28 protein-coding genes, 1 tRNA gene and 1 pseudogene are annotated in these 26,436 nt (G+C 43.4%); 14 read left to right on the plus strand and 16 right to left on the minus strand.

The window, feature by feature from the left end; genetic code table 11:
* The coding region (locus CH376_RS14075) for an ATP-binding cassette domain-containing protein (protein WP_133124663.1) at positions 1 to 430 on the minus strand (430 nt) is incomplete at its 3' end.
* Between the two features lie 196 nt (positions 431 to 626).
* Here CH376_RS14075 and sixA point away from each other — a divergent pair.
* Entirely contained in the window at positions 627 to 1,109 is a 483-nt protein-coding gene (gene sixA, locus CH376_RS14080) for a phosphohistidine phosphatase SixA (RefSeq protein WP_100785435.1), read from the plus strand.
* A gap of 66 nt (positions 1,110 to 1,175) precedes the next feature.
* Positions 1,176 to 1,247 (plus strand) — tRNA-Pro (locus tag CH376_RS14085).
* On the opposite strand, the gene CH376_RS14090 is transcribed toward CH376_RS14085, so the two are convergent.
* Positions 1,239 to 2,051, minus strand: a complete 813-nt coding sequence (locus tag CH376_RS14090) for a penicillin-binding transpeptidase domain-containing protein (protein ID WP_100785434.1) — start codon at positions 2,049 to 2,051, stop codon at positions 1,239 to 1,241. The genes CH376_RS14085 and CH376_RS14090 overlap by 9 nt on opposite strands.
* 5 nt (positions 2,052 to 2,056) lie before the next feature.
* A complete protein-coding gene (locus tag CH376_RS14095) occupies positions 2,057 to 2,314 on the minus strand; it encodes an LIMLP_16025 family protein (protein ID WP_100785433.1) in 258 nt (85 codons plus the stop codon).
* A 389-nt stretch (positions 2,315 to 2,703) separates the two neighbouring features.
* Here CH376_RS14095 and CH376_RS14100 point away from each other — a divergent pair, with 389 nt between their 5' ends.
* The gene (locus CH376_RS14100) at positions 2,704 to 3,777 is read left to right on the plus strand and encodes an SMP-30/gluconolactonase/LRE family protein (protein ID WP_100785465.1); all 1,074 of its coding nucleotides are present in this window, start codon (positions 2,704 to 2,706) and stop codon (positions 3,775 to 3,777) included.
* Between the two features lie 3 nt (positions 3,778 to 3,780).
* Here the strand turns inward: CH376_RS14100 and CH376_RS14105 are convergent, their stop codons facing one another.
* From CH376_RS14105 to CH376_RS14125, 5 genes are all read right to left on the minus strand, one after another.
* Positions 3,781 to 4,431 (minus strand): SGNH/GDSL hydrolase family protein, encoded by a 651-nt coding sequence (locus CH376_RS14105; RefSeq protein ID WP_100785432.1) that lies wholly within the window; start codon positions 4,429 to 4,431, stop codon positions 3,781 to 3,783.
* The gene (locus CH376_RS14110) at positions 4,428 to 5,930 is read right to left on the minus strand and encodes an ArnT family glycosyltransferase (protein WP_100785431.1); all 1,503 of its coding nucleotides are present in this window, start codon (positions 5,928 to 5,930) and stop codon (positions 4,428 to 4,430) included. The genes CH376_RS14105 and CH376_RS14110 overlap by 4 nt, the downstream gene beginning before the upstream one ends.
* A 35-nt stretch (positions 5,931 to 5,965) precedes the next feature.
* Complete coding sequence (locus CH376_RS14115) at positions 5,966 to 6,301, minus strand: STAS domain-containing protein (RefSeq protein ID WP_069606080.1); 336 nt, start codon at positions 6,299 to 6,301, stop codon at positions 5,966 to 5,968.
* A gap of 64 nt (positions 6,302 to 6,365) precedes the next feature.
* Entirely contained in the window at positions 6,366 to 6,938 is a 573-nt protein-coding gene (locus CH376_RS14120; RefSeq protein WP_100785430.1) for a tyrosine-type recombinase/integrase, read from the minus strand.
* A 572-nt stretch (positions 6,939 to 7,510) separates the two neighbouring features.
* Positions 7,511 to 8,194, minus strand: coding sequence for a hypothetical protein (locus tag CH376_RS14125; RefSeq protein WP_100785429.1), 684 nt, complete (start codon positions 8,192 to 8,194; stop codon positions 7,511 to 7,513).
* A gap of 354 nt (positions 8,195 to 8,548) precedes the next feature.
* On the opposite strand from CH376_RS14125, the gene CH376_RS14135 reads away from it, so the two are divergent.
* The 4 genes and pseudogenes from CH376_RS14135 to CH376_RS14150 all read left to right on the plus strand — a co-directional run bounded on the left by CH376_RS14135 (position 8,549) and on the right by CH376_RS14150 (position 11,428).
* Positions 8,549 to 8,833, plus strand: a complete 285-nt coding sequence (locus CH376_RS14135) for an LIC10235 family protein (protein ID WP_100785427.1) — start codon at positions 8,549 to 8,551, stop codon at positions 8,831 to 8,833.
* 120 nt (positions 8,834 to 8,953) lie between these two features.
* Positions 8,954 to 9,452: pseudogene (locus tag CH376_RS14140) on the plus strand (tetratricopeptide repeat protein); the annotation flags it as partial.
* Between the two features lie 48 nt (positions 9,453 to 9,500).
* The gene (locus CH376_RS14145) at positions 9,501 to 10,718 is read left to right on the plus strand and encodes a cyclic nucleotide-binding domain-containing protein (protein WP_100785425.1); all 1,218 of its coding nucleotides are present in this window, start codon (positions 9,501 to 9,503) and stop codon (positions 10,716 to 10,718) included.
* Between the two features lie 20 nt (positions 10,719 to 10,738).
* Positions 10,739 to 11,428: a DNA-3-methyladenine glycosylase family protein gene (locus CH376_RS14150; RefSeq protein ID WP_100785424.1), complete on the plus strand. Its 690-nt coding sequence runs from the start codon at positions 10,739 to 10,741 to the stop codon at positions 11,426 to 11,428.
* Positions 11,429 to 12,231: 803 nt separating this feature from the next.
* Here the strand turns inward: CH376_RS14150 and gmd are convergent.
* Positions 12,232 to 13,254: a GDP-mannose 4,6-dehydratase gene (gene gmd / locus CH376_RS14165; RefSeq protein ID WP_100785421.1), complete on the minus strand. Its 1,023-nt coding sequence runs from the start codon at positions 13,252 to 13,254 to the stop codon at positions 12,232 to 12,234.
* A gap of 96 nt (positions 13,255 to 13,350) precedes the next feature.
* Positions 13,351 to 14,724, minus strand: coding sequence for an MATE family efflux transporter (locus CH376_RS14170; protein ID WP_100785420.1), 1,374 nt, complete (start codon positions 14,722 to 14,724; stop codon positions 13,351 to 13,353).
* Positions 14,725 to 14,902: 178 nt separating this feature from the next.
* On the opposite strand from CH376_RS14170, the gene CH376_RS14175 reads away from it, so the two are divergent.
* The 4 genes from CH376_RS14175 to CH376_RS14190 are packed head-to-tail and all read left to right on the plus strand — an operon-like array spanning position 14,903 to position 19,571.
* The gene (locus CH376_RS14175; protein ID WP_100785419.1) at positions 14,903 to 16,201 is read left to right on the plus strand and encodes an amidohydrolase family protein; all 1,299 of its coding nucleotides are present in this window, start codon (positions 14,903 to 14,905) and stop codon (positions 16,199 to 16,201) included.
* A gap of 57 nt (positions 16,202 to 16,258) precedes the next feature.
* A complete protein-coding gene (locus CH376_RS14180; RefSeq protein WP_243394712.1) occupies positions 16,259 to 17,050 on the plus strand; it encodes a hypothetical protein in 792 nt (263 codons plus the stop codon).
* Entirely contained in the window at positions 17,050 to 18,849 is a 1,800-nt protein-coding gene (locus CH376_RS14185; RefSeq protein ID WP_100785418.1) for a TrkH family potassium uptake protein, read from the plus strand. The genes CH376_RS14180 and CH376_RS14185 overlap by 1 nt, the downstream gene beginning before the upstream one ends.
* Positions 18,850 to 18,857: 8 nt before the next feature.
* Positions 18,858 to 19,571 carry a potassium channel family protein gene (locus tag CH376_RS14190; protein ID WP_100785417.1) on the plus strand — a complete coding sequence of 238 codons (714 nt, stop codon included), beginning with the start codon at positions 18,858 to 18,860 and terminating at the stop codon, positions 19,569 to 19,571.
* Here the strand turns inward: CH376_RS14190 and CH376_RS14195 are convergent.
* Complete coding sequence (locus CH376_RS14195) at positions 19,556 to 20,542, minus strand: aldo/keto reductase (RefSeq protein ID WP_243394715.1); 987 nt, start codon at positions 20,540 to 20,542, stop codon at positions 19,556 to 19,558. The genes CH376_RS14190 and CH376_RS14195 overlap by 16 nt on opposite strands.
* A gap of 294 nt (positions 20,543 to 20,836) precedes the next feature.
* Here CH376_RS14195 and CH376_RS14200 point away from each other — a divergent pair, with 294 nt between their 5' ends.
* A complete protein-coding gene (locus CH376_RS14200; RefSeq protein ID WP_100785415.1) occupies positions 20,837 to 22,456 on the plus strand; it encodes an exonuclease in 1,620 nt (539 codons plus the stop codon).
* Position 22,457: 1 nt separating this feature from the next.
* Here CH376_RS14200 and CH376_RS14205 read toward each other — a convergent pair whose 3' ends face one another.
* The 4 genes from CH376_RS14205 to CH376_RS24050 all read right to left on the minus strand — a co-directional run bounded on the left by CH376_RS14205 (position 22,458) and on the right by CH376_RS24050 (position 24,159).
* Positions 22,458 to 22,745 carry an acylphosphatase gene (locus tag CH376_RS14205; protein WP_100785414.1) on the minus strand — a complete coding sequence of 96 codons (288 nt, stop codon included), beginning with the start codon at positions 22,743 to 22,745 and terminating at the stop codon, positions 22,458 to 22,460.
* Complete coding sequence (locus CH376_RS14210) at positions 22,735 to 23,184, minus strand: globin domain-containing protein (protein ID WP_100785413.1); 450 nt, start codon at positions 23,182 to 23,184, stop codon at positions 22,735 to 22,737. Before CH376_RS14210 ends, CH376_RS14205 begins: the two co-directional genes overlap by 11 nt.
* Entirely contained in the window at positions 23,181 to 23,669 is a 489-nt protein-coding gene (locus CH376_RS14215) for an RNA pyrophosphohydrolase (protein WP_100785464.1), read from the minus strand. The genes CH376_RS14210 and CH376_RS14215 overlap by 4 nt, the downstream gene beginning before the upstream one ends.
* 115 nt (positions 23,670 to 23,784) lie before the next feature.
* The gene (locus CH376_RS24050; protein ID WP_165781739.1) at positions 23,785 to 24,159 is read right to left on the minus strand and encodes a hypothetical protein; all 375 of its coding nucleotides are present in this window, start codon (positions 24,157 to 24,159) and stop codon (positions 23,785 to 23,787) included.
* 68 nt (positions 24,160 to 24,227) lie between these two features.
* On the opposite strand from CH376_RS24050, the gene CH376_RS14225 reads away from it, so the two are divergent.
* Positions 24,228 to 24,659: an SET domain-containing protein gene (locus tag CH376_RS14225; protein WP_100785412.1), complete on the plus strand. Its 432-nt coding sequence runs from the start codon at positions 24,228 to 24,230 to the stop codon at positions 24,657 to 24,659.
* Positions 24,660 to 24,662: 3 nt separating this feature from the next.
* On the opposite strand, the gene CH376_RS14230 is transcribed toward CH376_RS14225, so the two are convergent.
* Positions 24,663 to 25,712, minus strand: coding sequence for an alpha/beta hydrolase (locus CH376_RS14230; protein WP_100785411.1), 1,050 nt, complete (start codon positions 25,710 to 25,712; stop codon positions 24,663 to 24,665).
* Positions 25,713 to 25,923: 211 nt separating this feature from the next.
* Here CH376_RS14230 and CH376_RS14235 point away from each other — a divergent pair, with 211 nt between their 5' ends.
* On the plus strand, positions 25,924 to 26,430 hold the full coding sequence (locus CH376_RS14235) for a DUF1564 family protein (RefSeq protein WP_100785410.1): 507 nt from the start codon (positions 25,924 to 25,926) through the stop codon (positions 26,428 to 26,430).
* The last annotated feature ends 6 nt before the right edge of the window (positions 26,431 to 26,436 follow it).

Here is a 26,436-nt window from a genome sequence, read left to right on the forward strand (position 1 = left end):
GACCGAGCCTTTGTAACATTCCTTTGGAGTAGCCTGCCACTTTTTTGGAGGCCGCGTCCGCTATTCCGGTTTTTTCCAGAAGGGCCTTTGACTTTTTTTGGATCTCGGAGCCTCTGATTCCGGCTAACTTTCCGCTGAAAGTTAGAAATTCTTCTCCTGTCAAAAAGCCCGGAATCGAAACTTTTTCCGGAAGATAACCGATTCTTTTGCGAAGGTTCGGCGAAAAGGGAAGTCCAAATAAATGGAAGTTTCCCGAGGTTTGTTTGGAAAATCCCATAAGGATTCGAACCAAGCTGGTTTTACCGGCGCCGTTCGGACCTAAGAGCCCGAAGACGGATCCCTTAGGTACTCGGAACGAGATTCCTTTGAGAGCGTTTTGTTCTTTGTATTTTTTTTGTATCGAATCGATTTCAATTGCAAATTCGGACATGCACTTTTCCTTGGAATCAGAGCCTTTTCTAACAAACCGGTCCGCGGGGTCCAGAACCTTTAGGTTCTTTGAAAGAATCCCGCCGGATGAAAGGTTAAGAATATAGAACGATTGGACCTTTTTTGCAAACGAAGGTTCCAGCGGGAGAAGGCTCGGTGATTTTAGGGAACTTGTTCCCGGTCCATCCTCTGAAAACATGAAGATAATTATTGCGAGACACGGAGAAGCGGAACCGAATTCTCCAGACGGTACGGACCGATCCAGGCCTCTTACTTCCAAGGGAGTCGCCGACGTTCAAAAGATGGCGCGATTCTTTCAGGTCGGATTTAAGGTAACGAAAATCTATCACAGTCCATACAAACGTACGACCGATACCGCAAAAATTTATACGGACATTCTCCATCCAGAACAAGAAACGGAATCCTTAGAGGATTTGGAAGCGGGTCAAGATATGTCCCGTGTTTGTCCTTTGATCAAAAGTTTTTCCAACTCGGATACGATTTTAATCGTAGGTCATAGTCCGGACGTTTCCATCTTTGCCGAAAAACTTTTAGGAATCGGCGGAGTTGGAAAGAGTTTTCTTTTTTCTCCCGGTTCAGCGTTAGCAGTCAACGTTCCGAGAGAAAAATTTTTAGACGGACAAATCATCTGGTTTCTTTGTCCGGATTTTCTCTGTTAAAGTTCCTCGCTTTTTTCAGTTTACAGAAGAACCTTTTCCAAAATTCTTACAGTATTATTTAAGAATCGGGGTGTAGCGCAGTGGTAGCGCACTTCTCTGGGGGGGAAGGGGTCGCTGGTTCGAATCCAGTCACTCCGAGATTCTTTTCAAAACTTTTTCGATCTCGTTTTCGCAGCCAGCGTTACGATAGAAAGAACGGATCGCACCTTCTCTCGAAGCTCCATCCCCCGTTTGTAAAACCGTGACGACCGAATAACTTTTCGGAAGTTTTCGGATTTGATTCTCCCAAAAACTTTGTCTCTTTTCTAAAAAACCTAAAAACCAAAACGCTCCGCCGAGCGATCCTGTTTTTCCGTAAACTTTCGAATTTTGAGAATCGCATTCGGACCAATAAGCGGATTCTTTCCAGAACTGAAACGTCTTCGGAGAAACACCTCGGGAACGGCCTTCGTCTTTTAAGAATGAAACGAGAAAGTTATGTTGTGATTCCGGAGATTTTTCGATCGCAGGAGAAAGATAAATGTTCTTCCGATTGAGAAACGGATTTTTATAAACGTCGGTAACGAATCCGATTCGTATTAGAAAATCTTGAAGTTCTTCGTAAAGATTCGGATCTTCCTCGAAGAAGGAAAGAAAAAAAGAATTGGAAGAATATAACATCGCCTCCCGCAGATCCAGGGCCCGCGGTGAACGTGGAATGTGTTTTTCAGAACTGATTTTTTGAAAGTTCGGGTAAAGCAGATTCTTTTCGATTAGAAAAAGAGAGATCCAGTATTTGAAGGTGGATGCCGGTGTGAAGTTTTGTTTGAGAAGAATCCTCTCCCCTGTGACGGAGGGAGAGGAATCAATGAAGTGTGAGAATAGTGTAATTTCCTTAGAATGAATCTCTCCGGCGGAAATCAAAGACCAGAGAGTAAGAAATAAAACCTCGCTCCAGCGCAAGAGCCTTATTTCTTAATGAAATGATTCAGAATGTTGTCTCGGATCTCTTCGAACCGAACCAATCCCCATGCAAGATTGACTTTCAATTTTAGGGCGTTGTCGCTCATGTCTTTTTCACCCTGAGCTTTGAGCTGATCGAATCGTTCCTCGATCTTTTCCTTTCCATCGTTTAAATCATCTACTAGTTTGTCGAAAATCTCGCGGGAGGTTTGAACTGCGCCGATCCCTGCGTTGATTATGTCGTTTAATTTGTTTTTTTCCATACGGCAACCTCTCAATTCGTTTTAGAGGATCTCTAAAACTATTTTTGTGCAGTGCATAAAAATAGCAAACATTTTTTTTAAGTTTTTTCCTTGCTTCATCCCAAAGTTTCAGGAAATCCTTTTTAAAAATTTAAAAATACGGAGTTCAAACGGCCAACTTGGTGTAGGAGTTCCTACGGGAAGAGGACGGACTTTCGCTTGCAAAATAATGGTTTTGTGATAGAGGAAAGTCTCCCGAGTTTTCCACCCCCCACCCCGCCACCCAAAATCAGGGTGGGGCTCGCGACTTTTACGGAAATCTGTCGTACCTCCGACAATCCAGCTTGAGATCCAAATCATCTCCGGGGAAAGGTCACCAAAGTTTCGCGAAAATAGGACCGTCAAACAATATGAAACAGCTTTCTTTCCTAAAACAAACCCTTCTCTGTGGGAACTCCCTCAATTTCCGAATCGCTGCGGCGTTTCTTTTTCTTCTCGTCCTTCTCAACTGCGGCGCGGACATCAAATCGGCTGGGCCTTCGGGAAACGCTTGCAGCAGAATCGAAGGACTTCCCGGTCCCGAAGACTTAGCCTTGGACGCCGAAGAGAAGATTCTTTATGTCTCCAGTCACGAGAGGAGAATCTCCGATCAGACCGGAAAGATCTTCTGGATCGACCTCAAAACTTCATCGGTTCCGAAAGAACTCCCAGTGCAATTTCCTCCGGAGTTCCGACCTCACGGGATGAGCATCCTCAAAACAAAGGACCTCTATCGTCTTTACGTGATCTCTCATCCGACCCTTTATAAAAAACATAATATCGAGATATTCGAACGTAAGGGGAAAGAATGGTCCCATGTAGGAACTCTTACCGATCCACTGATCACGAGTCCGAACGATTTACACGTAGTCGCCGAAAACGAAATCTACGTCTCGAACGATCACGGCGCCGGAGGATTCTTCCGGTATCTTTTCTGGGACGATCTCCTCGGATTGAAACGAGCCGACATCGCTTACTACGACGGAAAATCTTGGTCGAACTTGAACAATCCCCTTTCCTATGGAAACGGAATCCTGCACACAAAGGATTCTCAGGGAGAAGAATTTTTATATCGATCGGGTTTTGCGGACCGAAGCGTATATCGTTTTCCGATCCAGAGAACGGACGGAAAGCCGGTTCTCGGTCAGGCCGAAAAGATCTTTCTGGATTCGGGAACGGACAATCTGGAACTCGATTCTAAAGGAAGAATTTTCGTAGTAGGCCACGGTTCCACCTATCGATTCATCAGACACATGTTAAACGAGAACTATCACGCGCCGACTCAGGTTTTTAGAATTTCTCAAGACGGAAGTTTTCAAGAAATTTTCGCCACGCCGGGAGATTTGATTTCCGCGGGAAGCACCGCGATTCCGTTCGACGGAAGACTTTACGTCGCACAGGTATTCAATCCGTTCATTCTTAATTGCGAATATAACAATAATTGAATTTTATTTAAAGTAAATTTTTCGAATCGAGTCCGCGTATACGGTTCCCATTAGATCGTAACCGGCCGGGTTCGGATGAATCGGATCGATCTGCGGATATAAGGGAATCGTTTTTTCGGTTTCTAAAAAGACGGTTTCCATATCCGCGATCAAATAACGGGACGAAAGACTTTTTAAGTAAGGATTGATTTGGAGAATATTGGCTCGGTAACCGGGTTGAATCGTCGGCGGTAAAACTGTCACAAGAATCGCCGCGTTACTCGCCGTTTGAATTGAGTTCAGAAGAATTTCAAAGTTTCCCGGAAATTGATCGATCGGATAACTGGAAACGTCGTTTGTTCCCAATTCTAAAATCAAAAGATCCTGTCGTTCCGTGAGCGCCGTTCCTACGACGTCGTTCCAACCCGGAACGGATCTTCCTGAAACGGAATAATCCGTGACCGTAAATCTTGTTCCTAACTTTTCTCTCAAACCGAAACCGTCCGACCTCTGAGATAAAGAATCACCGATGATTCCGACTTTTAAGAGCGGACCGATCAGCGGTAAAAGCGCCGAAAGCCCTTGTCGATCGGATTCTTTTCCAACGCAGGATACGAAGAAAAAAACGAAACCAAACGCGATCAAAAGAATTTTTTTAGACCGAAAAGAATTCATTTCTTTTTCCGTAAATAGATCTCCGCCTGAGCGCGTACGAGCTTTCGAGTGGTCGAAGGCGAAACGGAAACGTTCTTTTTGTAAAAGGAGGAAGAATTCTCCTTTAGATAAGAATCGATTGTATCGTTTCTTTTCGTTCCTTCGCTGAAAACAAAAGTATCGATGGAATCCAAAGTTCGCGAAAACATTTCCGGAGGAACGGGGAGCTCTCCGGGAATGAATTCCAAAACCTGCATATTCGGATATTTCTCTCTCAGATAAAAATACGGATCTGGAATCGCTTGGATATAGACTTTTTTAGAATACTTGAGTTCGATTGCAATTTCTTCGGAAAACTTTTTTCCAAGATCGAACTCTGGATTCAGAAATCCCACCTTTCGATAAGCGAGAAAAAGAACGATCAAGTTGCAGAACAGAAGTCCCGAACCCGTATAAACTACCCTCTTACGATCGGAATCTTCCAAAAGAATTCCGCCTAACGCGGAAATCGGAATCGTAAGATACATCACATAATAAAATTCCGTGGAAAGAAAAAGGAACGCGAGCGTCCCGAAAATCCATACAAACAGAAATAGAAAACGTTCCTTTTTTTCCTTTAAAAGTCTTCGATTGATTCCGATTCCCGCCAAAAGAAAAATATAGAATAGAATTCTCACTCCCGGATTCTCATATCCTCCGATGAGAATTTTGATCTTTGTGATCATGGAAAAAACCGAAAAGAGTTCCTTCTTTCTTCCGAACTGCAATCCGAATTGAAATAAAAATAGGTCCCATTTTGGAAACAACCATACAAACCATACGAACAACGGAAGCATTCCTCCCAGCCAAAACAAAGGCTGTAACAACGAACCCCTTCTCCAAAGAAGATACAGGGAAGGAATTCCGAAAACGGCTCCGAAAGGATGAGAGAGGAAAGAAAGCCCGAGCAAAACACCGGAGGCGGCTCCTTCGGTCCAACTTACTTTTTCCGGAGATTCTTCCAATGCGCTTCGAACGAGAAAAAAAAGACTGCCTAACGCAAAGAACAGACAGAGGGCTTCCATTCTCGCCATCATTCCTACTCTCAAAAAAAGAAGATCGGATGCGAGGAGAAGACAGGAAAAAAGCGCGGAGAAAGAAGAGAAGCCGATTCTTTTTAAAATTCCATAGAAGATAAGAATGGAAAACGCCGCCGTTATCGAAGTAAAAAGACGCAGTCCTTCCAAACCCTGCGCGATGTATTTCAACCAGAACCCGCCCGAAAAAAAATAGAGCGGGGGCATCCACAAGGTAATCTCTTCCATTCCCGGAATGAGACCTTCCAAAACGTTCGTTCTCAAAGTTCCAAAATTTGCGAAATCCTGAGAAGGAGAATAGAAAAGAACCTCGTCCGGCCAAACCGGCGGAAATTCTAATCGGTCGTTTTGAGGAACCCAAAGAAAAATAAAAACGACGAGAAACAGCAGCGCCAGAGGAACTGCGTTGAGGGGAATCAGTTTGGCAAGAAATTTCCGGGACATAGACCCGAGGGAAATCCGGGAAAATTTCCCGGATTTTAGGTTAGCGAATCGAGAGCCGCGCTTTCTGTTTCGTAGACTTCAAACAGATCCAGCAGTTCGACCACGTCGAATACTTTCTTTACGGGAGGAGTGATACAACAAAGTTTCAACTTCCTTCCTTGCTTTTCCAACTCACGGACCATACCCACAAAGATACGAATTCCGGAAGAGGAGATGTATGAAATATTTTCCAGGTTTATCAAAATATCGCCCTGGCCGGACTGAACATCATCCAGTAATTTTGCTTCGACTTCGTCTGAATGTCCGATATCCAGCCTTCCGTTGAGAGCAACTAGAGTATGCTTACCGATCTTTTTCGTCTTGATTTCCAAAGATGGCTTCCTTTTGGAGAATTAGGACTAAATTAAGCGTTCAGAACGCGTTTACAACTCATTTTTAAGCTCCAACGTCTATAATTTCTTCGATGGAAAATATTTTTACCTGGTCGCTCTTTCCGTTTTTCCCAATCAATTTATAGGTCGCCCTTCGAGTCTTATATCCGAGATAGAAGGAAATGTATGCGATGGAAATGCCGTGTTTATACATTCGAACCGCGATCGTTCTTCGAATGATCGGAAAAGTGATCTCGATTCCGGTTTTGATTTCTATCTTTTGAAGAAGTTTTTGTATCGTTCTTCTATGGAGTTTTCCTTTTCTTCCGGAAAACAGGAAGTCTTCGGAAGATTTTGATCGAAGAGCGCCGTAAAAATCCTTTAATAAACATCCTGGAATTACCAAAGGACGATTTCCGTTCAAACCACGAATTCGTAATATTCGATTCTCGACGTCTACGTCTTTTACAAGAATGGAAATCAATTCTTCCGGTCTTAAACCGAGAGAGAATAAAATTCTTATCCAAGTATAGTGTAACGGATTGCTTCTGCAGGCATCCCTAAGACGTTCCATTTCAGAATCGATTAGAACTTTTCCCGATTCCAAGGCTTTCAAATTTTTCTTTTCTATGGTCATTGCAACAAACCTCCCTTTTAAATTCGGAAACATTTGCCAGAACCGTAAAAAATATGACAAACAAAAAATAAAAATGTGAAATAAATTCTTTTTTCAGAATTCACAAATCATAAAATAAAATTTGAATATTCAAAAAACATTAATTATTCTGATTCGGAATATTTAAAACTTCCGCGCGCAGGATCGAAAATTTTTAGGGAGAATGAAGATTCTAAAAAATGGAAGTCCTTCCGAAATTCCATCTCAAACGGACTTAAAGTCCGTTTTCAAGTTTTTTTACAGGAGCACTTTGTTTGTCGGAAAAAGCAAAAACACGCTTGTCTCGATGAAAGGATCTATTTTTTGAAAAAGACATTCTTGAAAATTCTATTTTATAAACGTTCCAAATCGAACCTTCCGTTGGAACGTTTCTTACCGTTTCAAAAAAATCATTTATAAACAGTTTATGGTTTGTTTTAAATTTACAATCATCTGAAGATCCAATTCTTCATACACACAAGCTGAACTTCTCACTTCAGAATTCCACATATCGAATCAGAACAGCCGATTCCGGCAAGAAAGTCCGCGCGATTTTAATTCACTTCCACTCGATTCAACTCGTCCAGTTCCACTTTCCAAGAACGAACGATCTGAACCATGACATCCAAAACTGCCGGATCAGGCGAATCGTAAGAATCCGCCGCAAAGGAATCGACAGTTTCGAAACCTTGGATCGAATTCATGGAAGTCTTCTCCATCCTTGCCCGAAAAACTTCGAATTCTTCTATCGATTCCGTCGGAGAATTTTTTACGTAATACGGCTTTATGATACTGACTCGAATGCTTTCAATCGGAAGATTCTTTAAAGTTTGTAAGAGTCGAAAAGAAAGAAGTGCGATTTCTAATTTCATTCTTTCCTTGTATTCTTTTTGTCCTAAAAACGTAAGCGCCGAGTTTCCCCCCACCGCTAAAGTAACTTTCACAGCTCCGCTTCCGGAGATATCGCCGGGAGCGATTTCGATTTCTTTCAATCGATCTCCCAAAAGTAAGAACGAAGTCTGCCGGATTTTCTCTTCCACCGGAATCTGTTTATCGGATAATATCTTTTGCACTTGGTCTTTCGGACTCGGCTTGCAGGCGATCATCGAAAATAATACGCTCAAGATTAGAATAGGGTGAAATACCCTATATACAGAATGAATCCCGCGGGAAAGACGATTTCGATTTTCGAGTCCATACTGAATTTTATCATGAGGATACAAATGTTCATTCTTCATGGAAAGACCTCCTTCGTTTCTTTTTGTGAAATTGACTCTTTAATTTTATTGGATCCACTCGATTTTTGCAAGCTTTTAGCCGTTTTTAACCCTTTCCTGTCCGCCAAACACCGATTTCGTTACGATCGATTTGGAATGAATTTGAATCCGTTTTCTATCCTAAGGACCGCTCATTGTAGTGATCTCCCGAGCAAAGCGTTCCACATCTGGAAACAAATTATTTCAAATCAATGGCTTTCGTTCTACGATCCCGCTTCAAAGAATTTTCCTTTTTTTGAATTGTTTTTTAAAAAAAGATCTAACGCGCATTTTTTTCTGTAATTTTAATTAGGTGATTTCGTCTCAAATAAATGTATGAAACCAAAAAAAATCTCGAACGACGATCTTGAGTCCCTGGTAACAGGAGTAAAATCTCAATCCATTGATGCAGTGGGGAATTATCTATATAAAGGATTCAGAATACAAGTAAGTAAGTATAACCTTTCCGGAGCGGAAAGAGTACAGCTCTTGTATCAAAGAAGAAGAAACAACGGCCTTTGTATTGTTTGCGGAACTAAAGTTGGCAAGAAGAATCCCTCTTCCGGCAAACTCTACAGACTCTGTGAACACCATCGGAAGACAATCGATAAGAAAAAGTGATCAACCTTTTCGGTAATTCTGCAGATAATCTTTAATAGGGAAATTCTTCCTTCGGAGATTATCTTGCAGGCCAAAGGTTTTTATGTTTTCATTTTTTTTCTCATTTTCGCTTGGTTTTCTCTCTCCAATTCTCTTCACTCCGAAGCGAGTCCGCTCCAGGAAATCCAAGCGCAAAATCTCCTCAGAATCGCGGAAGAAGCCTACAAAGACCGCAAATTTCACAAATCGATCGAAGAAATTAAAAGTTTCCTGATTCTTTATCCTTCCAGCAAATTCAAATCCAAGGCTTATCAGGTCTTAAAAAATAACTATTCCAGACTGGGCCGCCCGGAAAAAATCCTCGAAATCAGTCTTCACCAATACTCGGAAGAACCGACTTCTTCCCAAGGTTTGAACGCCTTTTTTGAAGCGGGAAAACTCTATCTTGAGATCGGCGAAGAAAGTAAAGCGAGAGAGGTTTTCAAATCCATCTGCACCCAGTCGTTTTCCCGGGAACTCGCCGAAAAAGCCTCTTTGGAGCTCTCCGAATGGGAGATTTTAAGCGGATCCAAGACGGAAATGTCAGAATGTGGAGAAAAGTAGTTCTTTTTTTGGAGATTGGATTCCTAAAATCCGATAATGAAAACAGTTGAACTCTGATTTTCAAAAAAAATACTAACCCAACAGCATGTCCACAGGCATCTTCCAAATCGTAAACTTTCAGAAAGGCTCCTACATTATCGTAGAGGGAAAAAAAGATTCGCCTAGCTTCTTTATAATCCGCGAGGGTAAGGTAAAAATAGGACGTGAGAACCCCGTAGTAGGAGAAGATCCTAATTCCGTTCAAGGTCCGGGAGACTTTTTCGGAGTCGTGGCGGCGATGAGTCAACACGCCCAGATCGAATCTGCGGTCGCACTCACGGACGTCTCCGTCATTGAAGTGAGTTACGATCAATTCGGAACTCTCATTCAGAGAAACACTCCGGTGGCGATGAAAATCATCCGCTACTTCTCAATGAAACTCCGTCAGTTCGACCAGACGATCACTCGTCTTACATTCCGCTCCGCAGTGGAAGAAGATCCGAACGAACTTTATAATATCGGGGAAAACTACTTCAATCAAAAGAATAACCCGCACGCAGCCTATGCGTTTCAGAAATACCTTCAATATCTTCCGAACGGCCCGTTCGCCACTCAAGCAAAGTTAAAACTCCAGACGATGAATCAGCCGATGCAGTCGCCTCCGATCGATCTTACGAAGTTCAATCGGATGTACGCCGACAACGAGATGATTTTCTGCGAGCACGAACCGGGAAGAGAATTGTATATCATTCAAAACGGTAAGGTGAAAATCACCAAGATCGTGGATAAAAACGAAGTGTTACTCGCGGTTCTTCAGAACGGGGACATTTTCGGGGAGATGGCTCTCTTGGATAATAAACCGAGATCAGCTTCCGCGATCGCGTGGGGTCAGGTTCAACTTCTTGCGATCAACAAGGCGAACTTCGAAGGAATGGTGAAGGCTCAGCCTCAATTGGCGACTCGTCTGATCACCCTTCTTTCGGAAAGAATCTGGACCGCTTATAAACAATTGGCGAACTTGATGATCAACGATCCACAAGGAAGAATCGCGGATACTCTTCTTACTTTAGTCGAGAAGAATCGGATTAAGATCACTCCGAAGGTGTCGTATAACTTTGAAATCGGGACCAAGGACTTGATCAAAATGGTCGGTCTATCGTATCCGAAAGACGAAAATTTGGTTTTGGATCTTCTTACTAAGAATAAGTGGATCAAACTGGATCAAGGGAAACTCAGTTGTACGGATCTTGTGGAACTGGAAAAGCTCGTTCATATTTATAGAAAAAAATCTCAGATGGAAAACAAGCTCAAGAAAAGAGCATAACGCGTCTTTCCTGGATCGGAATGGCTCCCTCAAAAAAATCAAAGAAGCCTTCGAGTTCCGGAGTTACTTCCTTCCGGAACGACGAGGACAGAGATTCCCGGCTCAAAAAAGCTACAAACTGGCTCCGAAAAAAAGATTCGATCACAAAAACTCTGATCGACGGGGTCGGGCCTTGCAATTTACAAACGATCGGTTCTCCTTATCAGGTTCTTATTAAATCCGTTTTGGGACAACAACTCTCTACGAAGGTCGCGCTTACTTTTGAAAGAAGATTGATTGCCCTTGCCGAAACGAAAAAGATTCCTCCTCCTGAAAAAATTCTCCAAATCCAAAACGAGGACTTGAGAAAGATCGGAGTTTCTCAGGCGAAAACCGAAACGATCAAAAGAGTCGCAGAGGCTTATCAAAGTCGGGTCATCTCCGATTCTAAACTTCATAAATTAGAAGATTCGAATGTATTAGAACTCCTTTGTTCCTTGAAAGGTGTGGGGCCTTGGACCGCTGAAATGGTTTTGATCTTTGCGCTCGATCGCTGGGATCATTTTTCGATCAACGATTTGATTCTTCGAAAGTCGATGGAAAAACACTACGGAATTTCAAAGGATAATAAAAAGGAAATCCAGGAATTTCTGAAATCCTTTTCTCCTTACCGAACCATTCTTTCCTGGTATCTTTGGGCCGACGTCGACGGCGGTGAAGGCTGGGGTTAGGAATTTCATCCCTCACAAACGCTCCCTTTCGAAAAATCAAATTTTAAATGTAGAATTCTTTTTGTAGGAGTTCCTACAAAAAGGGAATGAGAACTTTTTACTTGCAAAAAATAGAATTTTCTGATAGAGAAAACTCTCCCGAGTTTTCCCGCGAACCCGCCTCCACCACCCAAAATCAGGGTGGGGCGCGCGACTTTCACGGAAGATTGTCGGAACAACGACAGCCTTTCATTTTGACAGAAAATTTGATCCGACAATCGTATCACAGGTTTTGCAAGTCCATTTTAAACTTTTGAAACAACGAACTTTCAATTTTTAGAAATGGAATCTCTTTTTTCTGGAAAGTTTTTCACGAACAAACATTCCTAAAAATTCTAAAATTGCGGAATCAAGAATCGAATCTTCGAACTAACTTCCTCGGACAACGCTTCTTTGTTTTTGGCGCTCCCCGCGATAGCGATTGTATCGAAAATCTCGTGCGCTTTTTTGATCGAAAATCCCTTCGAGAAACCTGCCTAATTTTCAAATAGATTTTCCCAAAACAAAATGTGCGAGCTTCGCAAAAGATACTTTAGAATTTTCTAAAAGACGACGTTTTCCTCCCTCTAAAGTTTCGAAGAAAATTCTTGAGAAGGAAGAAAGATAAAATATTAGAAAATCAGAATGAACGGATTTACCGCGAGAGATTGCAGCGAAAAGGAAACTCACAGTTGTTTCCTATGGAGCGCAACTTTGGTCGCGAGCTTTTTTAAGTCGACTTCGCGAGCGAACCGCCCGCGAATATTATTGTTTTAGAATATTTTTTAGAGCTTGATACCGACCAATTCGCAATCCGCTTTGGTCATGATCTTTACGAGTTCTTCGAATTTGACCTTAGGCTCCCATCCGAGTTTTTTCTTGGCCTTCGCGGGATCTCCGATCAAAATATCAACTTCGGTCGGCCGGAAGAATTTCGGATTCACTTCGACCAAGAGTTGACCGCTCTTCGCGTCGAATCCTTTCTCCGTGTCTCCTTTCCCTTCCCAACGAACCTCCACTCCGGCAAATCCAAATGATTTTTCCACGAATTCTCTCACCGTATGAGTTTCGTTCGTCGCGACTACATAGTCGTCCGGATCCGGCTGCTGCAACATCATCCACATCATCTCTACGTAATCCGGAGCGTATCCCCAATCTCTCTTCGCGTCCATATTTCCGAGATGAATCGGGCCGCCCTTTTTCGCGAGTAGGTTCGCTACGCCGATCGTGATCTTTCTCGTTACAAATCCTTCTCCCCTTCTCGGTGATTCGTGATTGAATAAGATTCCATTGGATGCGTGAATTCCAAACGCTTCTCTATAGTTTACGACCGCCCAATACGCGTATAGTTTTGCAACCGCGTAAGGAGATCTTGGATAGAATGGCGTTGTCTCCGTCTGAGGAATCGCCTGCACTTTTCCGTAGAGCTCCGATGTGGACGCTTGATAAAAACGACTCTTCACTCCGATCTGTTTGATCGCGTCTAAAATTCTCAGAGTTCCTACCGCGTCCGCTTCCGCCGTATATTCCGGAACTTCAAAAGAAACCCCTACGTGGGATTGAGCTGCAAGATTATAAATTTCGTCAGGAGATACTTTTTCCAAGATTCGGTTTAGGTTGCTCGAATCCGTAAGATCTCCGTAGTGCAGGACCAGATTGGAGTTCCCGCGAAGATGCTCTATTCTTCCCCGGTTGAACATGCTGGCTCTTCTCACGATCCCATGCACTTGATATCCCTTTCCGAGGAGAAATTCAGTTAGATAGGATCCGTCCTGTCCGGTGATCCCAGTTATGAGCGCTTTTTTCATCTTCAGACCAGAAAAACCGAAAAACCGGATCTGGCAAGAAAGATTAACCTTCCCTTATCGGGCTTAAATCGAGCTTCAAAGGCGTTCCGTTCTACTTTAGACTTGATTATGTGCCCAATCTCTTCTTCTAAAACGTATGAGAAAAACCAGCGCCAATACGAAAACCCAAGCGACGATCCCGGACCACAATCCTACGGATCCGAGTTTCAAATAAATTCCGAGAAAATACGCGACCGGTAAGAATACGAAGTAAGACGCCAAGGTATATGCCTTAAATACAAAACCTTGTAATCCGGCCCCTCGAAGCGCGGAACCGATCACCATGTGATACGCATCCGCGACTTGGATGATTCCCAAAATGACCAAAGGCCCGTATGCTTCTTGGATCAACTCGGGATCGTTCGTGTAGACCGATAACATATCTTTTCCGAATAAAATAAAAATCAATCCCATCGTTCCCATTCCGCACGCGGAAAAGAATGCGGAGCGAAACGCGCCGTGATACGCGAGCTTAGCCTTCCCGGCTCCTATCGACTGTCCCAAGATCGTAGTCGCTGCGACCCCGAACGCGTAACCCGGTAAAAAGGATAAACTCAAAGTGCTGAACAACATATTCGTCACCGCTACGGCGGCCGTTCCTACGATCGTAGCAAACTCGATGAAGATAATAAAAGAAATATTATTTAGTAATTCGGCTAACGCAGGAGCCGTGCTCGCCTTTAAGATTTCTTCCAAGTGAGAAAAGCTGAATTTCCAAGAAATTCCCTTGAAATACTTTCCGAGATCTTTTTTGTAAAAATAATAAGGAAACGCCAATAAACCCGCACCGCCGGCAAGAGAAGAAGCGATCGCCGCCCCTTTGACCCCCATCGCCTCGAACCCGAAATGCCCGTATATCAAAATCCAATTCAAGAATATATTCGCAAAACATGTTATGATCATGGAAGCGAGACCGGCGGTAGTAATTCCGAGTCCATCCGTAAAAGCGCGGGTCGTAAAAAGCAAAAAGAAAAAGATCGTTCCTAAAAAACGAAAGTAAAGATAATCTCTGGAAAGTCCTTTGACGATCTCGTCTTTATTGAGAAGTTCCATCAACCATCCGCTCGCCGCGGATCCTCCGATCGAAAGAAGTCCTCCGAAAAACAAAGCGACGTATAACGTCGTCAATCCGACCTTTCCGATTTCGGAATCGTTCTTTTCTCCGAATCTCCTGGAAACGATGACCTGAATTCCCATCGAAAATCCCATTAAGAAAGCGAGCACGGTAAAGTGCGCGATTCCGCCGATCCCGATAGCAGCGATCGAATTCTTACCGAGCCTGCCCACCATCATCGTGTCGGTCACCCAAACGACGGTTTGACTGAGCATTCCGAATACGACCGGAATCGCCAACTTTAGAATCATCGTATTCAAAAGGCTCGGTCTTATGTTTCTATAAAAAGTATGCAGTAAATGGCGCAGAGTTTTCAAGGTTCCTCCAAGATTCCAACGATGTGGTATAAAACTACTTCTTTTCAGAAAAAATTTCTTTCATGTTCTTCATACTTTTTTCAAGTACGTATTAAGGACAAATAGGAACGGATCTAAAATAGTTTCCCGAAATTGAAAACCTCAAGCAAAAGGAAACTCGAATCGAAAAAGGAAAACTATGAAACAATACGCGGATCTTCACAATCATCTCTACGGTTCGATCACGTCCGAATTCTTATATGAAATGGGAAAATCGAATCCTTCTCCCCGTTGGGAAATTTTTACGCATTCGTATCAACTGTGTTACGGTAAGAACATTTCCATAGAAACTTTTTTCGAGGATTATAAGAATCCCGATTCCTTCCGCAAACTCTATCAGTTCAATCATCACGGACCTTTTCCCGAATTCCAGGCCAAATTCAATCTGATCATCGCCCTATCCAAGTTCGATCCGGAAGAAATCACGTTAGTCGCATCGCGCGTCATGGAAGACCAATTCTCCCAGGGCGTAACCTTCGGAGAATATAGAATCATGTATTCTCCTAGGGACACGGAGGAAGGGATCTACAAAAAGACGGTCGCCGCCTGCGAAGGTTTGGCGAAAGGAGAACAAAAAACCGGCGGCCTTGCAAAAGGAAAATTAGTCGTATCCTTGCACAGAGACGGCGACGTCTTTCAGGAATATTCTCAGCTCAAACGTCTTATGGAAAAGAATTCCCTCATCAGGGAATACTTGGTCGGATTAGATTTTTGTTATATTGAAGAAGGCTTTCCTCCCAAGGACAAACGCAAATTTTTAGAGGAAGTCAATAAAGACAACGCCGCCGAAAAAGAAACGGCGCTTTCCATCCTCTATCACGTGGGAGAAAGTTTTCAGGACAAGTCGATTCTTTCCGCTTCCCGTTGGGTTTTAGAATCCGCTGAATGGGGCGCGCACCGCCTCGGACACGCCATCGCTCTCGGTCTCGATCCTTTCAGTCTTAAAGGTAAGGTTCTCGAATCCAAATCGGAACGTCTCGATCAACTTCAATTCTATTATGAAAACAAAGAGAAACTGGATTCTTATTTTGAAACTCCATCCAGGGAAAGAATCGGAAACGAAATCGATTCCCTCAAACACAAGGAGACGATCGAACTCGAAATGAGTCCTTCCTTTCTTCGGGAATGTTTCGGCTTTCAGAATTTCTGCATCGATCGAATCAAAAAGACAAACGCAGTCGTCGAATCCTGCCCGAGTTCGAACGAATACATCGGCATGGTCCTCGATCCGAAAACTCATCCGATTCTTAGATTTGCAAAGAATGATATGAAATTTACGATCTCTACGGACGACCCGGGAATTTTCGGTACGACGATCGAAGAAGAATATGCAAAGGCGGAAAAAATCGGTTTGAGCGCGGAGACCTTAGAATCGGTGAGACTGAATTCTTTTCTTTATACTTCCGAGATTCTAAGCGGCAGGAAATCCGTCGCTTAAATCGACCCTAAAAATTCTTGCCTCGACTTGAGCGCGGCAGATTGTAGAGGAAAGGCCATGCCCAGATTCCAGGAAATCCGTAAGATTACGGCCATTCTTCTGATTCTCTCCGTCGTTAACCTGACCGGTTTGTATTCCCAAAGTCAGAGCGACTTTGCGGATCCGTACGACTTCAATCTTCGAAATTATAAGGATTCTACCAACCGCGACGGTTATCAGGAATATACGATTCCTCCTGCGATTAAAAAACCCGTTCTTGTTTCCCCGAAAAACGCACAGGTTCCGTTCGAACCTCCGTTCTCCACGACCGGCACCAACAGCTTGCGAAGAACCACAAACCCAAATGTGGAACGAGGACAAGAGAATCTCATCAACCCTCTTACCGGCGAGATCAACGTGGAAGCGATTCTTCAAAGACAAGCGCAACAATCCGATAGAAAAAAAAGACAAAACCAAGTCTTCGAAGAGGAAAAATATACCGAGACTACTTCCAGAAGATTTTCGATCATCTTCTTCATGACTCTTCCGATCACACTCGGCATCGGTTACGCGATCGCGTCCTCGGCTAAATTTCACGGAGTTCATAAGTTTCAAAAAACTTTCGGAGGTTCGATCTTTATCTTCACTTTCGGAACGAGTCTCGCGCTCGCAAACGCTTGGAAAGATATGAAAGAATTGGAAGCGGATCGAAAAGAAAACGAACCCGCGTCTCCTCCGGTCGAACCCACTTCTCCGGATTCTCTCGGTTTTGGAAATTCGGTTCCCATTCCCATTTCCGGATCTTCCGCTTCGGTCGCGCCCGGAAAAGAATATAAAATCGATATCACTCTGTTTAACGTTAGTTTCTGATGAAACCTCTTCGGGAAACTTTCGAAGTTTTCTTAAAGTTCCGTCTTAAAGCCGCGATTTTTTATCACGAATCTGTCCAACCTATATTAAGAATTTATTATTCAATCTGCGGGATCGTTTCTCTCGCACTTCTGATTCTCATCTACGGTTTTTATTATCCTCACGAATGGACTCATTGGATCCGGCTTCTCGTCAACGGCCTCGTCGTGTCTCTCGTTATCTACGAGGCGTTTTCCTTTCTTTTTGTGATTGGAAGTTTTACGGGTTATCTCGTTGCGCACAAAACCGAAGTGATCGTAATTTTTCTTCTTGCATTTCAAGAATTGATCAGCAAAGAAATTTACGTTCTTCTTACCTTCAATTCCTTGAGCGGGGAAGACGCGAGCTTGACCTTTCTTTCCCTGAGTCAGATCTTTCTGTTGTTCAGCAATTTCTCCCGTTTGATCCGCAAAACGGATCTTCTCAACTACAGACAAATCAGTCCGTCTCTCGTGATTACTGGAAGTTTCGTAATCCTGATCGCGCTCGGTACTTCGGCGCTTTCTCTTCCAAGGGCTCAGACGACCACGATCCCCACCGTCGACGTTTTTTTCACGGTAGTAAGCGCGGTGTGCGTAACGGGACTCAGCACGATTAACGTCGCGAGTCAACTCACCGGAAGCGGACAAACGATTCTTATGGTTCTGATTCAGATCGGCGGACTCGGTCTTATGACGCTCACCGTTTTTTTTGCGATCTTCTTGGCGGGTCAGGTCAGCGTTACCAACAAACTTCTCATCAAAGATCTTTTCAGTCAGGAAACGGTGGGAAGAGTTTCCTTTATCTTAAAACAAGTCGCGATTCAGACGTTTCTTATCGAAGGGATCGGCGCCGTTTTGATTTTCATTTGGTATCCGGACGCGTCGCAAACCGCTTTGAAAGATAGAATCTTCAATTCCCTTTTCCACGCAGTGAGTTCGTTTTGCAACGCGGGGTTCTCCGTTTTTCCTCAAGGTTTCGAAACGGATTGGATGCTCGGTCAAAAAAAATTCTTATCCGTCGTCATGACCTTAATCGTGTTAGGCGGACTCGGATTTCCGACGGTAAATCACCTGATCCACTGGGCATTCAACTCCGGCAAGCAGCCGAAAAGAATGGAACTCGGAGCGAAACTCATCCTTACCGTATCCGCGGCTTTGATTCTTCTGGGTTGGTTTTCTTATTACGTTTTGGAATACAAAATCACGCTTCAAGGTTTGGACGAAACCGACAAACTTTTCCATTCCTTATTTTATTCGATCAGCACTCGAACCGCAGGATTTAATACATTAAGTATTTCTAAAATGGGAGCGCCGATGGTTTTCGTTTCCCTATTTCTTATGTGGGTGGGCGCCTCTCCCAATTCCACCGGAGGCGGAATCAAAACGACCACTCTTGCGGTTTCTGGTCTTCATCTTTTCAATCATATACGAGGAAAAGAAGAAGTGGAAATTTTCGGAAGAAGAATTTCGACCGGTTCCGTTTCGAGGGCCTCCGCCGGAATTTTGGTTTCCTTATTCCTCATCTTTTTCGGAATTTTTATCTTAACATATACGGAAAAATTCGAATTCTTAGATTTGTGTTACGAAGTCGTCTCCGCATTCGGAACCGCGGGACTTTCCAGAGGAATCACTCCGAGTCTGACGTCGCCCGGCAAACTTACGATTTGCCTGATGATGTTCGCGGGAAGAGTCGGGATGCTGACCATTCTTATCGCATTCGTTCCGAAACGTAAAACATCCGGTCTGATATATCCGGAAGAATCGATCATCGTCGGATAGGAAATAACATGGCCTTGAAAAGAAAAAACAGAACCAACAAAAAAAGAATCGCCGTCATCGGCTTGGGAGAATTCGGAAAGTCGCTCGTCATCTATCTCAACGAAAACGGCCACGAAGTGACAGCGATTGATAAGGAGATCAAGACGATCGAAGAGATCAAGGATCACTGCGCCCTCGCGGTATGCGTGGATACAAGCAACAGACAATCGTTGGAAGAATTAGACCTGGAAGACATGGACGATATCGTCGTAGCCTTGGCGGAAAATTTCGAATCTCTGATCACCACCGCTTACTATCTCAAAGAAATGAAATTAGAATCTCTGCATATACGTTATCATTCGGAGATCAATCGAAAGATTTTGCAGATGATCGGAATCGAAAACCTTTTCAATCCGGAGGAAAGAGCCGCCGCTTCGATGGCGGAACAACTCAGTTATCAAGGCGTAAAAAAAGCGACTTTGTTAAGCGAAGAATACAGCCTTTTCGAAGTGGAAATCTCCCCTCACCTCTTCGGAAAAAAACTGAAGGACTTGGGTCTGAGAGAAAAATTTCAGCTCAATCTAGTGGCGATCCGAAAGTCCGATTCCGACCAAACCGATCTCAAAGAAGGAACGATCTTTCTCCCGGAATCCGGAACAGTCTTTCAGGAGAAAGAGATTTTGATTCTATTCGGAACTTCCGATAGCATCAAAAAATTCACGACCGCCTATCCCATCGGATAAGGAATCTCTTTCGAAACCTCGTCTATCTTTTTAAGAACGTCTTCCGGCAAGATTACGTTTTGCGCTTTGAGAATCTCGTCCAATTGTTCCACCGTGTTCGCGCCGACGATCGTGGAAGCCACGTAGTCGTGTTGTTTGGACCACGCAACCGCAAGAACCGTCAAGGACATTCCCGCAGACTCGGCGACCTTTAACAGCTTCTCCGTCGAAGCCAAGGTTCCGTCGTTGAGGAAACGACTCGCCATCTTTCTCTGTCTCTCGCCCGAATTGATATAACGACTGAATCGTGCGTTCTGCGGCGGATTCGGAGAATTGTATTTTCCCGAGAGAACTCCGCCCGCGATCGGAGAATACGGAAGCAGACTCACGCCTTCTCTGCGGCAAATGTCGGATAACGCGTCTTCGAATCTTCGATTGAGAATACTGAAATTGTTTTGAATGGATTCATAACGTGCAAAGCCGAACCTTTCCGAAACGGAAAGACTTTTCATCATTCCCCACGCGGTCTCGTTGCTGTTCCCGATATAACGAACCTTTCCTTCCTGAATGAGCTCGGTTAAAACTTCGAGAGTTTCTTCGTATCCGAAGTCGTGATCCGGCCAGTGAGTCTGATAAAGATCCACAAAATCGGTTCCAAGACGTTTGAGACTTCCTTCGACCGCAACTCTAATATTCCGTCGATCCAGGGCCGTTTTCCCTTCTCTTACGGGAGGAACGAACCAACCGTGTCCGGGACCGCAGACCTTTGTCGCAATCAGAATCGAATCCCTCGATTTTGTTTTGAGCCATTTTCCGAAAACTTTCTCGGTCTCGTGCACATAACTCGCGTCAGGCGGAACCGGATAAATCTCCGCCGTATCGTAAAAATCGATTCCCGCTTCGTAAGCCCGGTCCAGAATCCGAAACGCTTCCTTTTCGTCGCAACTCGAACCGAAGGTCATGGTTCCCATGCAGATTTCGGAAACCACCATCCCCGATTTACCCAGTCTTCTTTTTTTCAAGTATTCTCCCCCGTTTACAAAACCAAGAATCCGCTTTTTAAAAGCCGGAGCAACTCTAATCGAATTCCATAGTAAAGATTCGATTCTTTCCATGTTTGACCTTTCAGAATTTTGGAATGTCTTATTAAAAAAGAATGTCGCCCTCAAAAAGTCCCGGAATGAAACATAAATTCAGAGGATTGTTTTTTTTTGCTATTCTCGATTTATATGTGGTGTAGAATCTCTTCACCTTCGATTTGAAATTCGTCCGGTGAGGTAGAGCGTTTGGATAAAGAATCCCTATACGACCATGAGAAGTATGAAAGTCTCATGCCTTCTTATCTGTATCTCAGAAACGAGGCGGACGCCACGGATCAAGAAGCGATTTTCTTAAACCCGAAGGAAATCGAACTCCTTTATCAAATCAGAAACCATACGACTCTGGAAGGTTTTTTTTCGGGGAAAATTTTGAAGGTCTGGAAGGACGAAGGATCCAAACCGATCTACGTGAACACCCTCAAAAAACTTTCGGACATGAACCTGATCTTCGCGTTTCCGGAATTCAAATTTCTTCCCGAGACGAGTCAGCTTACGATCTGCGTCTGTTTGATTTCGGAAAAACAATTCAAACCTTCCAATCGGGAAAACCTAAAAGAAATCTATTTGAATAGTCTCAGCAAATCCTCATTCGCGATTCAAAACTATATCTTAGGTTGCGAACCGTTTCAGATCAGCGAGCTGATTTCCATTTTCGAATATCTGATTTCGGGAACGGCTTCCACATTTGTCAGAGATTCTTTCGATATCAAAAAATGGATCCATTCTTTTACTTTCAGCGAACTCCTGAAAGAGGAAACGATCAAAGATTCCATACAGATCATCTTCGAGACGATTCACGAGAACGAACATATCGCCGTAACAAAAACAACGGGGCTTTTTCACGTCGCCGACGAACTTTCCGGAAAGGCTTTCGATATTCTCAAAAGTTATTATCTAAATCAATTTTCAAAACGTCTCAAGGAAAAATACCAGACCGCTTGGAATCTGATCACGGAACATAGAAAAGAAATTGTAATCGACGTAAACTATTCCGGTTCGATTTCCAGTCTTGAGGAAAAATTCGTCTCCGAAGAATTGAAAATCATCGGCGAAAGTATAGGAAATCTCATTCCGGAAACGTTTAAGGATTTTCTAATTCTTGCGAATTACATCTCCCACAAACACGATCATCTAAAAAATTTAAGAGCGTCCGCGGAAGAATTAAAATCGATCAAAATGTTAAAGACGATGATGTCGATGAAAAGCGACGCACTTTCCCAGTTTGTTATGATCAACTTGGACGACGATAAGGAATTCTCCTACTCGATCGTTGATAATTTAAAAAGAGATCCGGACTGTATTTCCTGCGATTGGTATGAGAAGGGAAAAAAGATTTCCTGTATTTGTCAGAAAAAAGAGGACACGATTCTGAACCTCATACAAGCGATGACGGAAAAGTATTCCTTTAAAAAAGAACTTCTTCGAACGTTCTTATTCCTTTTGAAAAAGGAAAAAAGCGAACTTGCTGCCGCGTATAGAAAAAACGATTTTAAAGAAGCGGTCTTGAAACTGAAATACGTCTGTTATAAGGAAAACCTTTCTTGGTTTTCGAAAATTCTGAGTTTTTTGGGCGCCTTCGGTTTTCTGGAATCCGCCTTGGAACACGAAGAATCTCTGATTCAATTCGAACAACTTACGCGTGAAATCGCATACAAGGAAAACAGAAAAAAATTATTGGATAAGATTCGCGCGGAATGGCTCATCGAAGCGGAGACGGATCCTTCCGTAACGGAGGTCGACGAAACTTCTTCCAAATCCGACTCCGATCGATCGGCGATTGCCGGGACCGCGCGAAAGGGAAAATAAATTATTTTTTAATTTCGAAAGTTCTAAAGTTACCTTTCGCTTCTTCCCAGGCGATGACCGCTTCCTTCACTTCGGATCCTTTCGGTCCTCTTTGAATCGCTTTGTAAAGATCTTCGATAAAAATCTTATCGCCTTCCACCACGGTTTCGACTTCGCCTCCAGGAAGATTCTGAGTGAACCCGCTGAGTCTGCATTCTTGAGCTCGCTGAAGAATATAATAACGAAACCCGACTCCTTGTACTTTTCCTCGAATGAGAATTTTTGCCCTTACATTATTCTTAGATGCCATTCGACTCCTCCGCCTTGCTCTCCAAATTCACCATCCATCCGGAAAAGTCTTTCAGAAAACTCCAAAGAATTTCCTTTTGTGCGGAATCCGCGTTCCAACCGTCGAGCGCTTTACGATAACAAGAAAGCCAAACCCTTCTCGCTTTCTCGTCGATCGGAAACGGAAGATGACGCGCTCTCATTCTGGGCGGACCGTAATTTTGAGAATAAAGGGGAGGACCGCCGGTCACTTGAATGAGAAAGTCCGCAGACTTGATTTTGCTTTCTTCGACATTTTCGGGAAACATAAAAGCGATTGGGCTCTGCGGAATCTGATCGTAAAAATCGGAGACGAGTTTTCTAAGAGATGTTTCTCCCACCGCGTCAAATACGAGTTGAAGCCCCGGAACCGGCCCCGGAGGCCCTCCGGGCGGAACGTAAAAAGTTCTTTCTTCCATCATGATTGTGTTTTTGTATTCTCCAAATAATTTCCGATCCGAGGACCGAAGTCCTTTACAATTTTATAATATACATCCTTTTTAAACGGAACGACGGTTTCCAAAGTGCTTTCAATGGGAATAAAACGAACCGATTCGAATTCTCTTTCATGAATATCCAGATCGCAATCCGCGGCTTCTCCGTCCCAGAAGATCAAATACCATTTTTGAAGTTGACCTCTGTATTTCTGAAGATGACGATTGAGAGGAAGATTATCCGGAAAATCGTAAGGGATCCAATCCGGATATTCGGAAACTACCTTTCCCGAATCGATCCCGACTTCTTCGTACAATTCACGAAGGGCCGCGGTCCTAGGATCTTCGTCCTCGTCGATTCCTCCCTGGGGAAATTGCCAAGAACCGAGAAAATTGAGCCTTTCCCCGACCAGAACCTCTCCACGAGAATTGAAGACGACCATCCCTACGTTCTTTCTATACGGTTTTTCCATACGAATAAGGTCCGTTCCTCCCATATAGAAGACAAGAAGTTTTAAGGAATCATAAGACTAAGTTTATAAGTTATTGTTCCAAGAAGAATCTTCGCTTGCGCCGACTCGGAGATTATTAGACGGAAAACAAGAAGAACGACGACTTAAGTCCTATCCGAATTCTTCTTACTTTACGTTTTGTGAATATCTCATCCATCCGATCGGCGTGAACGACGGGTTCGTTTAATGTTTGATCTTCCGATTGGAGGAGCGGACGGTTTGTATAGGATTCTTTGCAAACTGCAACACACAGATACGAAAGTCGAAGAAACAAAAACATACGGATCGTTCGGTTATAAAAAGCGAAGCCGTCGGATTCTAAGATAGATTCCTTTACGACCAATCGGATGATATGTAAGAATAGAATCGGTTCCAAGGGCTTCTTTCGAATCAAAAGGTTTGATGAATCATAAGGTGAGTTTTGAAAAGGGCTCCAAGAATTCAGTTGCAAATTTTATACTCTCTTGGGAATGATACTCATAAGCCATCCTTTTCTTTTTAGGAGTTTGAGTCTCGAAAATGCAATTACGTAAGAAGTCTTCACGTTCCCGTATCTTTAAGGAAAAGGATTTTGAAATTAAGTCGTCTTCGATTCCCGGAATCGGAATGGGTTTGTTCCCGAAAGAGAACGTAAACAAAGGCGATACCATCGGTTACTACACGGGAAGAATTCTAACGGATCGAACCGCCAATTCTTCCAAATACTGTGAATCGAAATATCTGCTCTGGATCTGTAAAGACCACTGGATTTACGGAGAAGGTAAGGAAAGCAATTATACGCGCTTTATGAATCATAGCACGAAGCCTAACGTTAAGTTAGTCGTATCGGTTCGTTGGAAAACGGCTCGTTTCGAAGCGATTCGAAAAGTGAAAGCCGGCGAGGAATTATTCTTCGATTATGGTGATGAATACTGGATCAATACGGACATCGATCCGGTGGAAAGAAACTGAATTCTACGCTTTCGCTGCCGCGTGTTTAAAGAAGAACGCAAAGCCGTTTAAGAGTTGAAAGATCGATGGAAGTGTTTTCAAAGTGATCCCGATATCTCCGTGAGAGATCAAAGGAGTCAGAACCAGCTTCGATCTGTTTGAAGGAAGATCCCTTTCCAATAATCTTTCCAAGATCAAAGAAGATTCGGAAGCCGGGACCACGTTATCCTCCACACCGTGAATGAGGGAAACGTGAGCTCTCAAATCTTCCAGTTTGTTGTAAACCTGAAGGTCTTGTAGAAAGGAGCGAAACGGTCCTGCGTTTTGAACGATACGATTCCAAATTTCCGATCGATAGTTGCGATCCTCTTTGAGTTTTCTAAAAATTTCGCGGTTTTCCGGTCGAATACTTTCCAATACTTTCGGAAGTTCGGGAGTTTCACGAAGAAAACTTCCGTCCAAAATGCTCGCGTGAAGCGCCTTTTTCACTTCTTCATTCTCACCGATTCCAAAATGAACGAAATTCCAGAGAAGAATCATTCTTCCGTATTCGTCCGATCCATCCGCGGACATAAGATAGTCGAGAGTGGTCTGAACGTTTCCATAAGCGCCGATCGTGCAGATGGATTTTACCCTTTCTTCGATCGCCGGTGTAGCCGCCGCAATCAATCCCATACTCGCGGAAAAAGAAGGAGCGAACAAGGAGATACGACCGTCCGGACAATATTCTCGATTGGATGAAAGGTTGAGAATCAAGCCCTTTATCTTTTCGATGCTTTCCAAACGAATCTTAAACTCGCTGATCTCCTGCATCTGAGGAGAAAAAACCAAAAACCCGCAGGACGCCATTCCGCGACAAACCGCTTTGAAACGAGGATCCTGATTTCCAAGATAAGCCATTCCGTTGATCGCCAGAATCGCTCCCTTGTAGGACTTTCTTTTTTCAGGAAAGAATTTAAGAATCCCTACGGTTTCGTTCTTAAGAGTGAGTTTGAATTCTTCTTCGAGAATTCCTTTTGTGGAATTGTTTTTCGTGTTGAGCGCAAATCGAAGAGCGGAAAAAAAATGATTCATAATAACTGTTTGGTCCTAATTTGAAAATTTGACAGATCTTTGTTGGATCTCAATTACGGAGAAGTTACAATTCAACTTTGAGGGGAGAATCGGGTCTTTCCGTAATTCTTACAATACTTGTTGGATGAATTTTTGTGTCCATTTGATGCAAAATCGTAATTTTTTTTCTGAAAAATAAGATCTTCGAAAACGGAAGAGAACCGTTTTGAGTATGAGGAAATCCGTATTTCAAAGCGAGTCAAAAATCATTTCTACGTTCGGAAAATTTCATTCCGAAGTGGAGACCTTTCTTATTCCGGAAGATTATCTCAAGAAATTGACGAAGGAGGAAAGAAAAGCTCTTCCTCAAAAGATAAGATTTCTGATTGGGCTTTATTCGAATCATATTTCTTCCATGAGGAGATTGAATTCGAAAGCCGGTAAAAGAAAATATCAAAGAAAGGTCGGCAAACTTAAGAGAGTCAATGTAAGAATGCAAACCGGGGATTGGCTCCTCTTGGGAACATTGGCGGAAGCGCACGGCGTCTCACGTTGTTTTCTTGTGAATTTTCTTTTGAACCTCGAGTCCTCGAAAACCGGTGTCTCGCCGAGGAAGTTTTCGGTGGGACAACCCACCCCCAGGGTCTACAGCTTTATCTGGCAATTAGAGCCGACCGCAAGGAGGATATCGCGTATTTTACGGCTCGAGAGGCCCGGCCTCGCAGCGCCGCCTACCTAAAGCGCG

The organism is Leptospira adleri, from assembly GCF_002811985.1.
Taxonomy (GTDB): domain Bacteria; phylum Spirochaetota; class Leptospiria; order Leptospirales; family Leptospiraceae; genus Leptospira; species Leptospira adleri.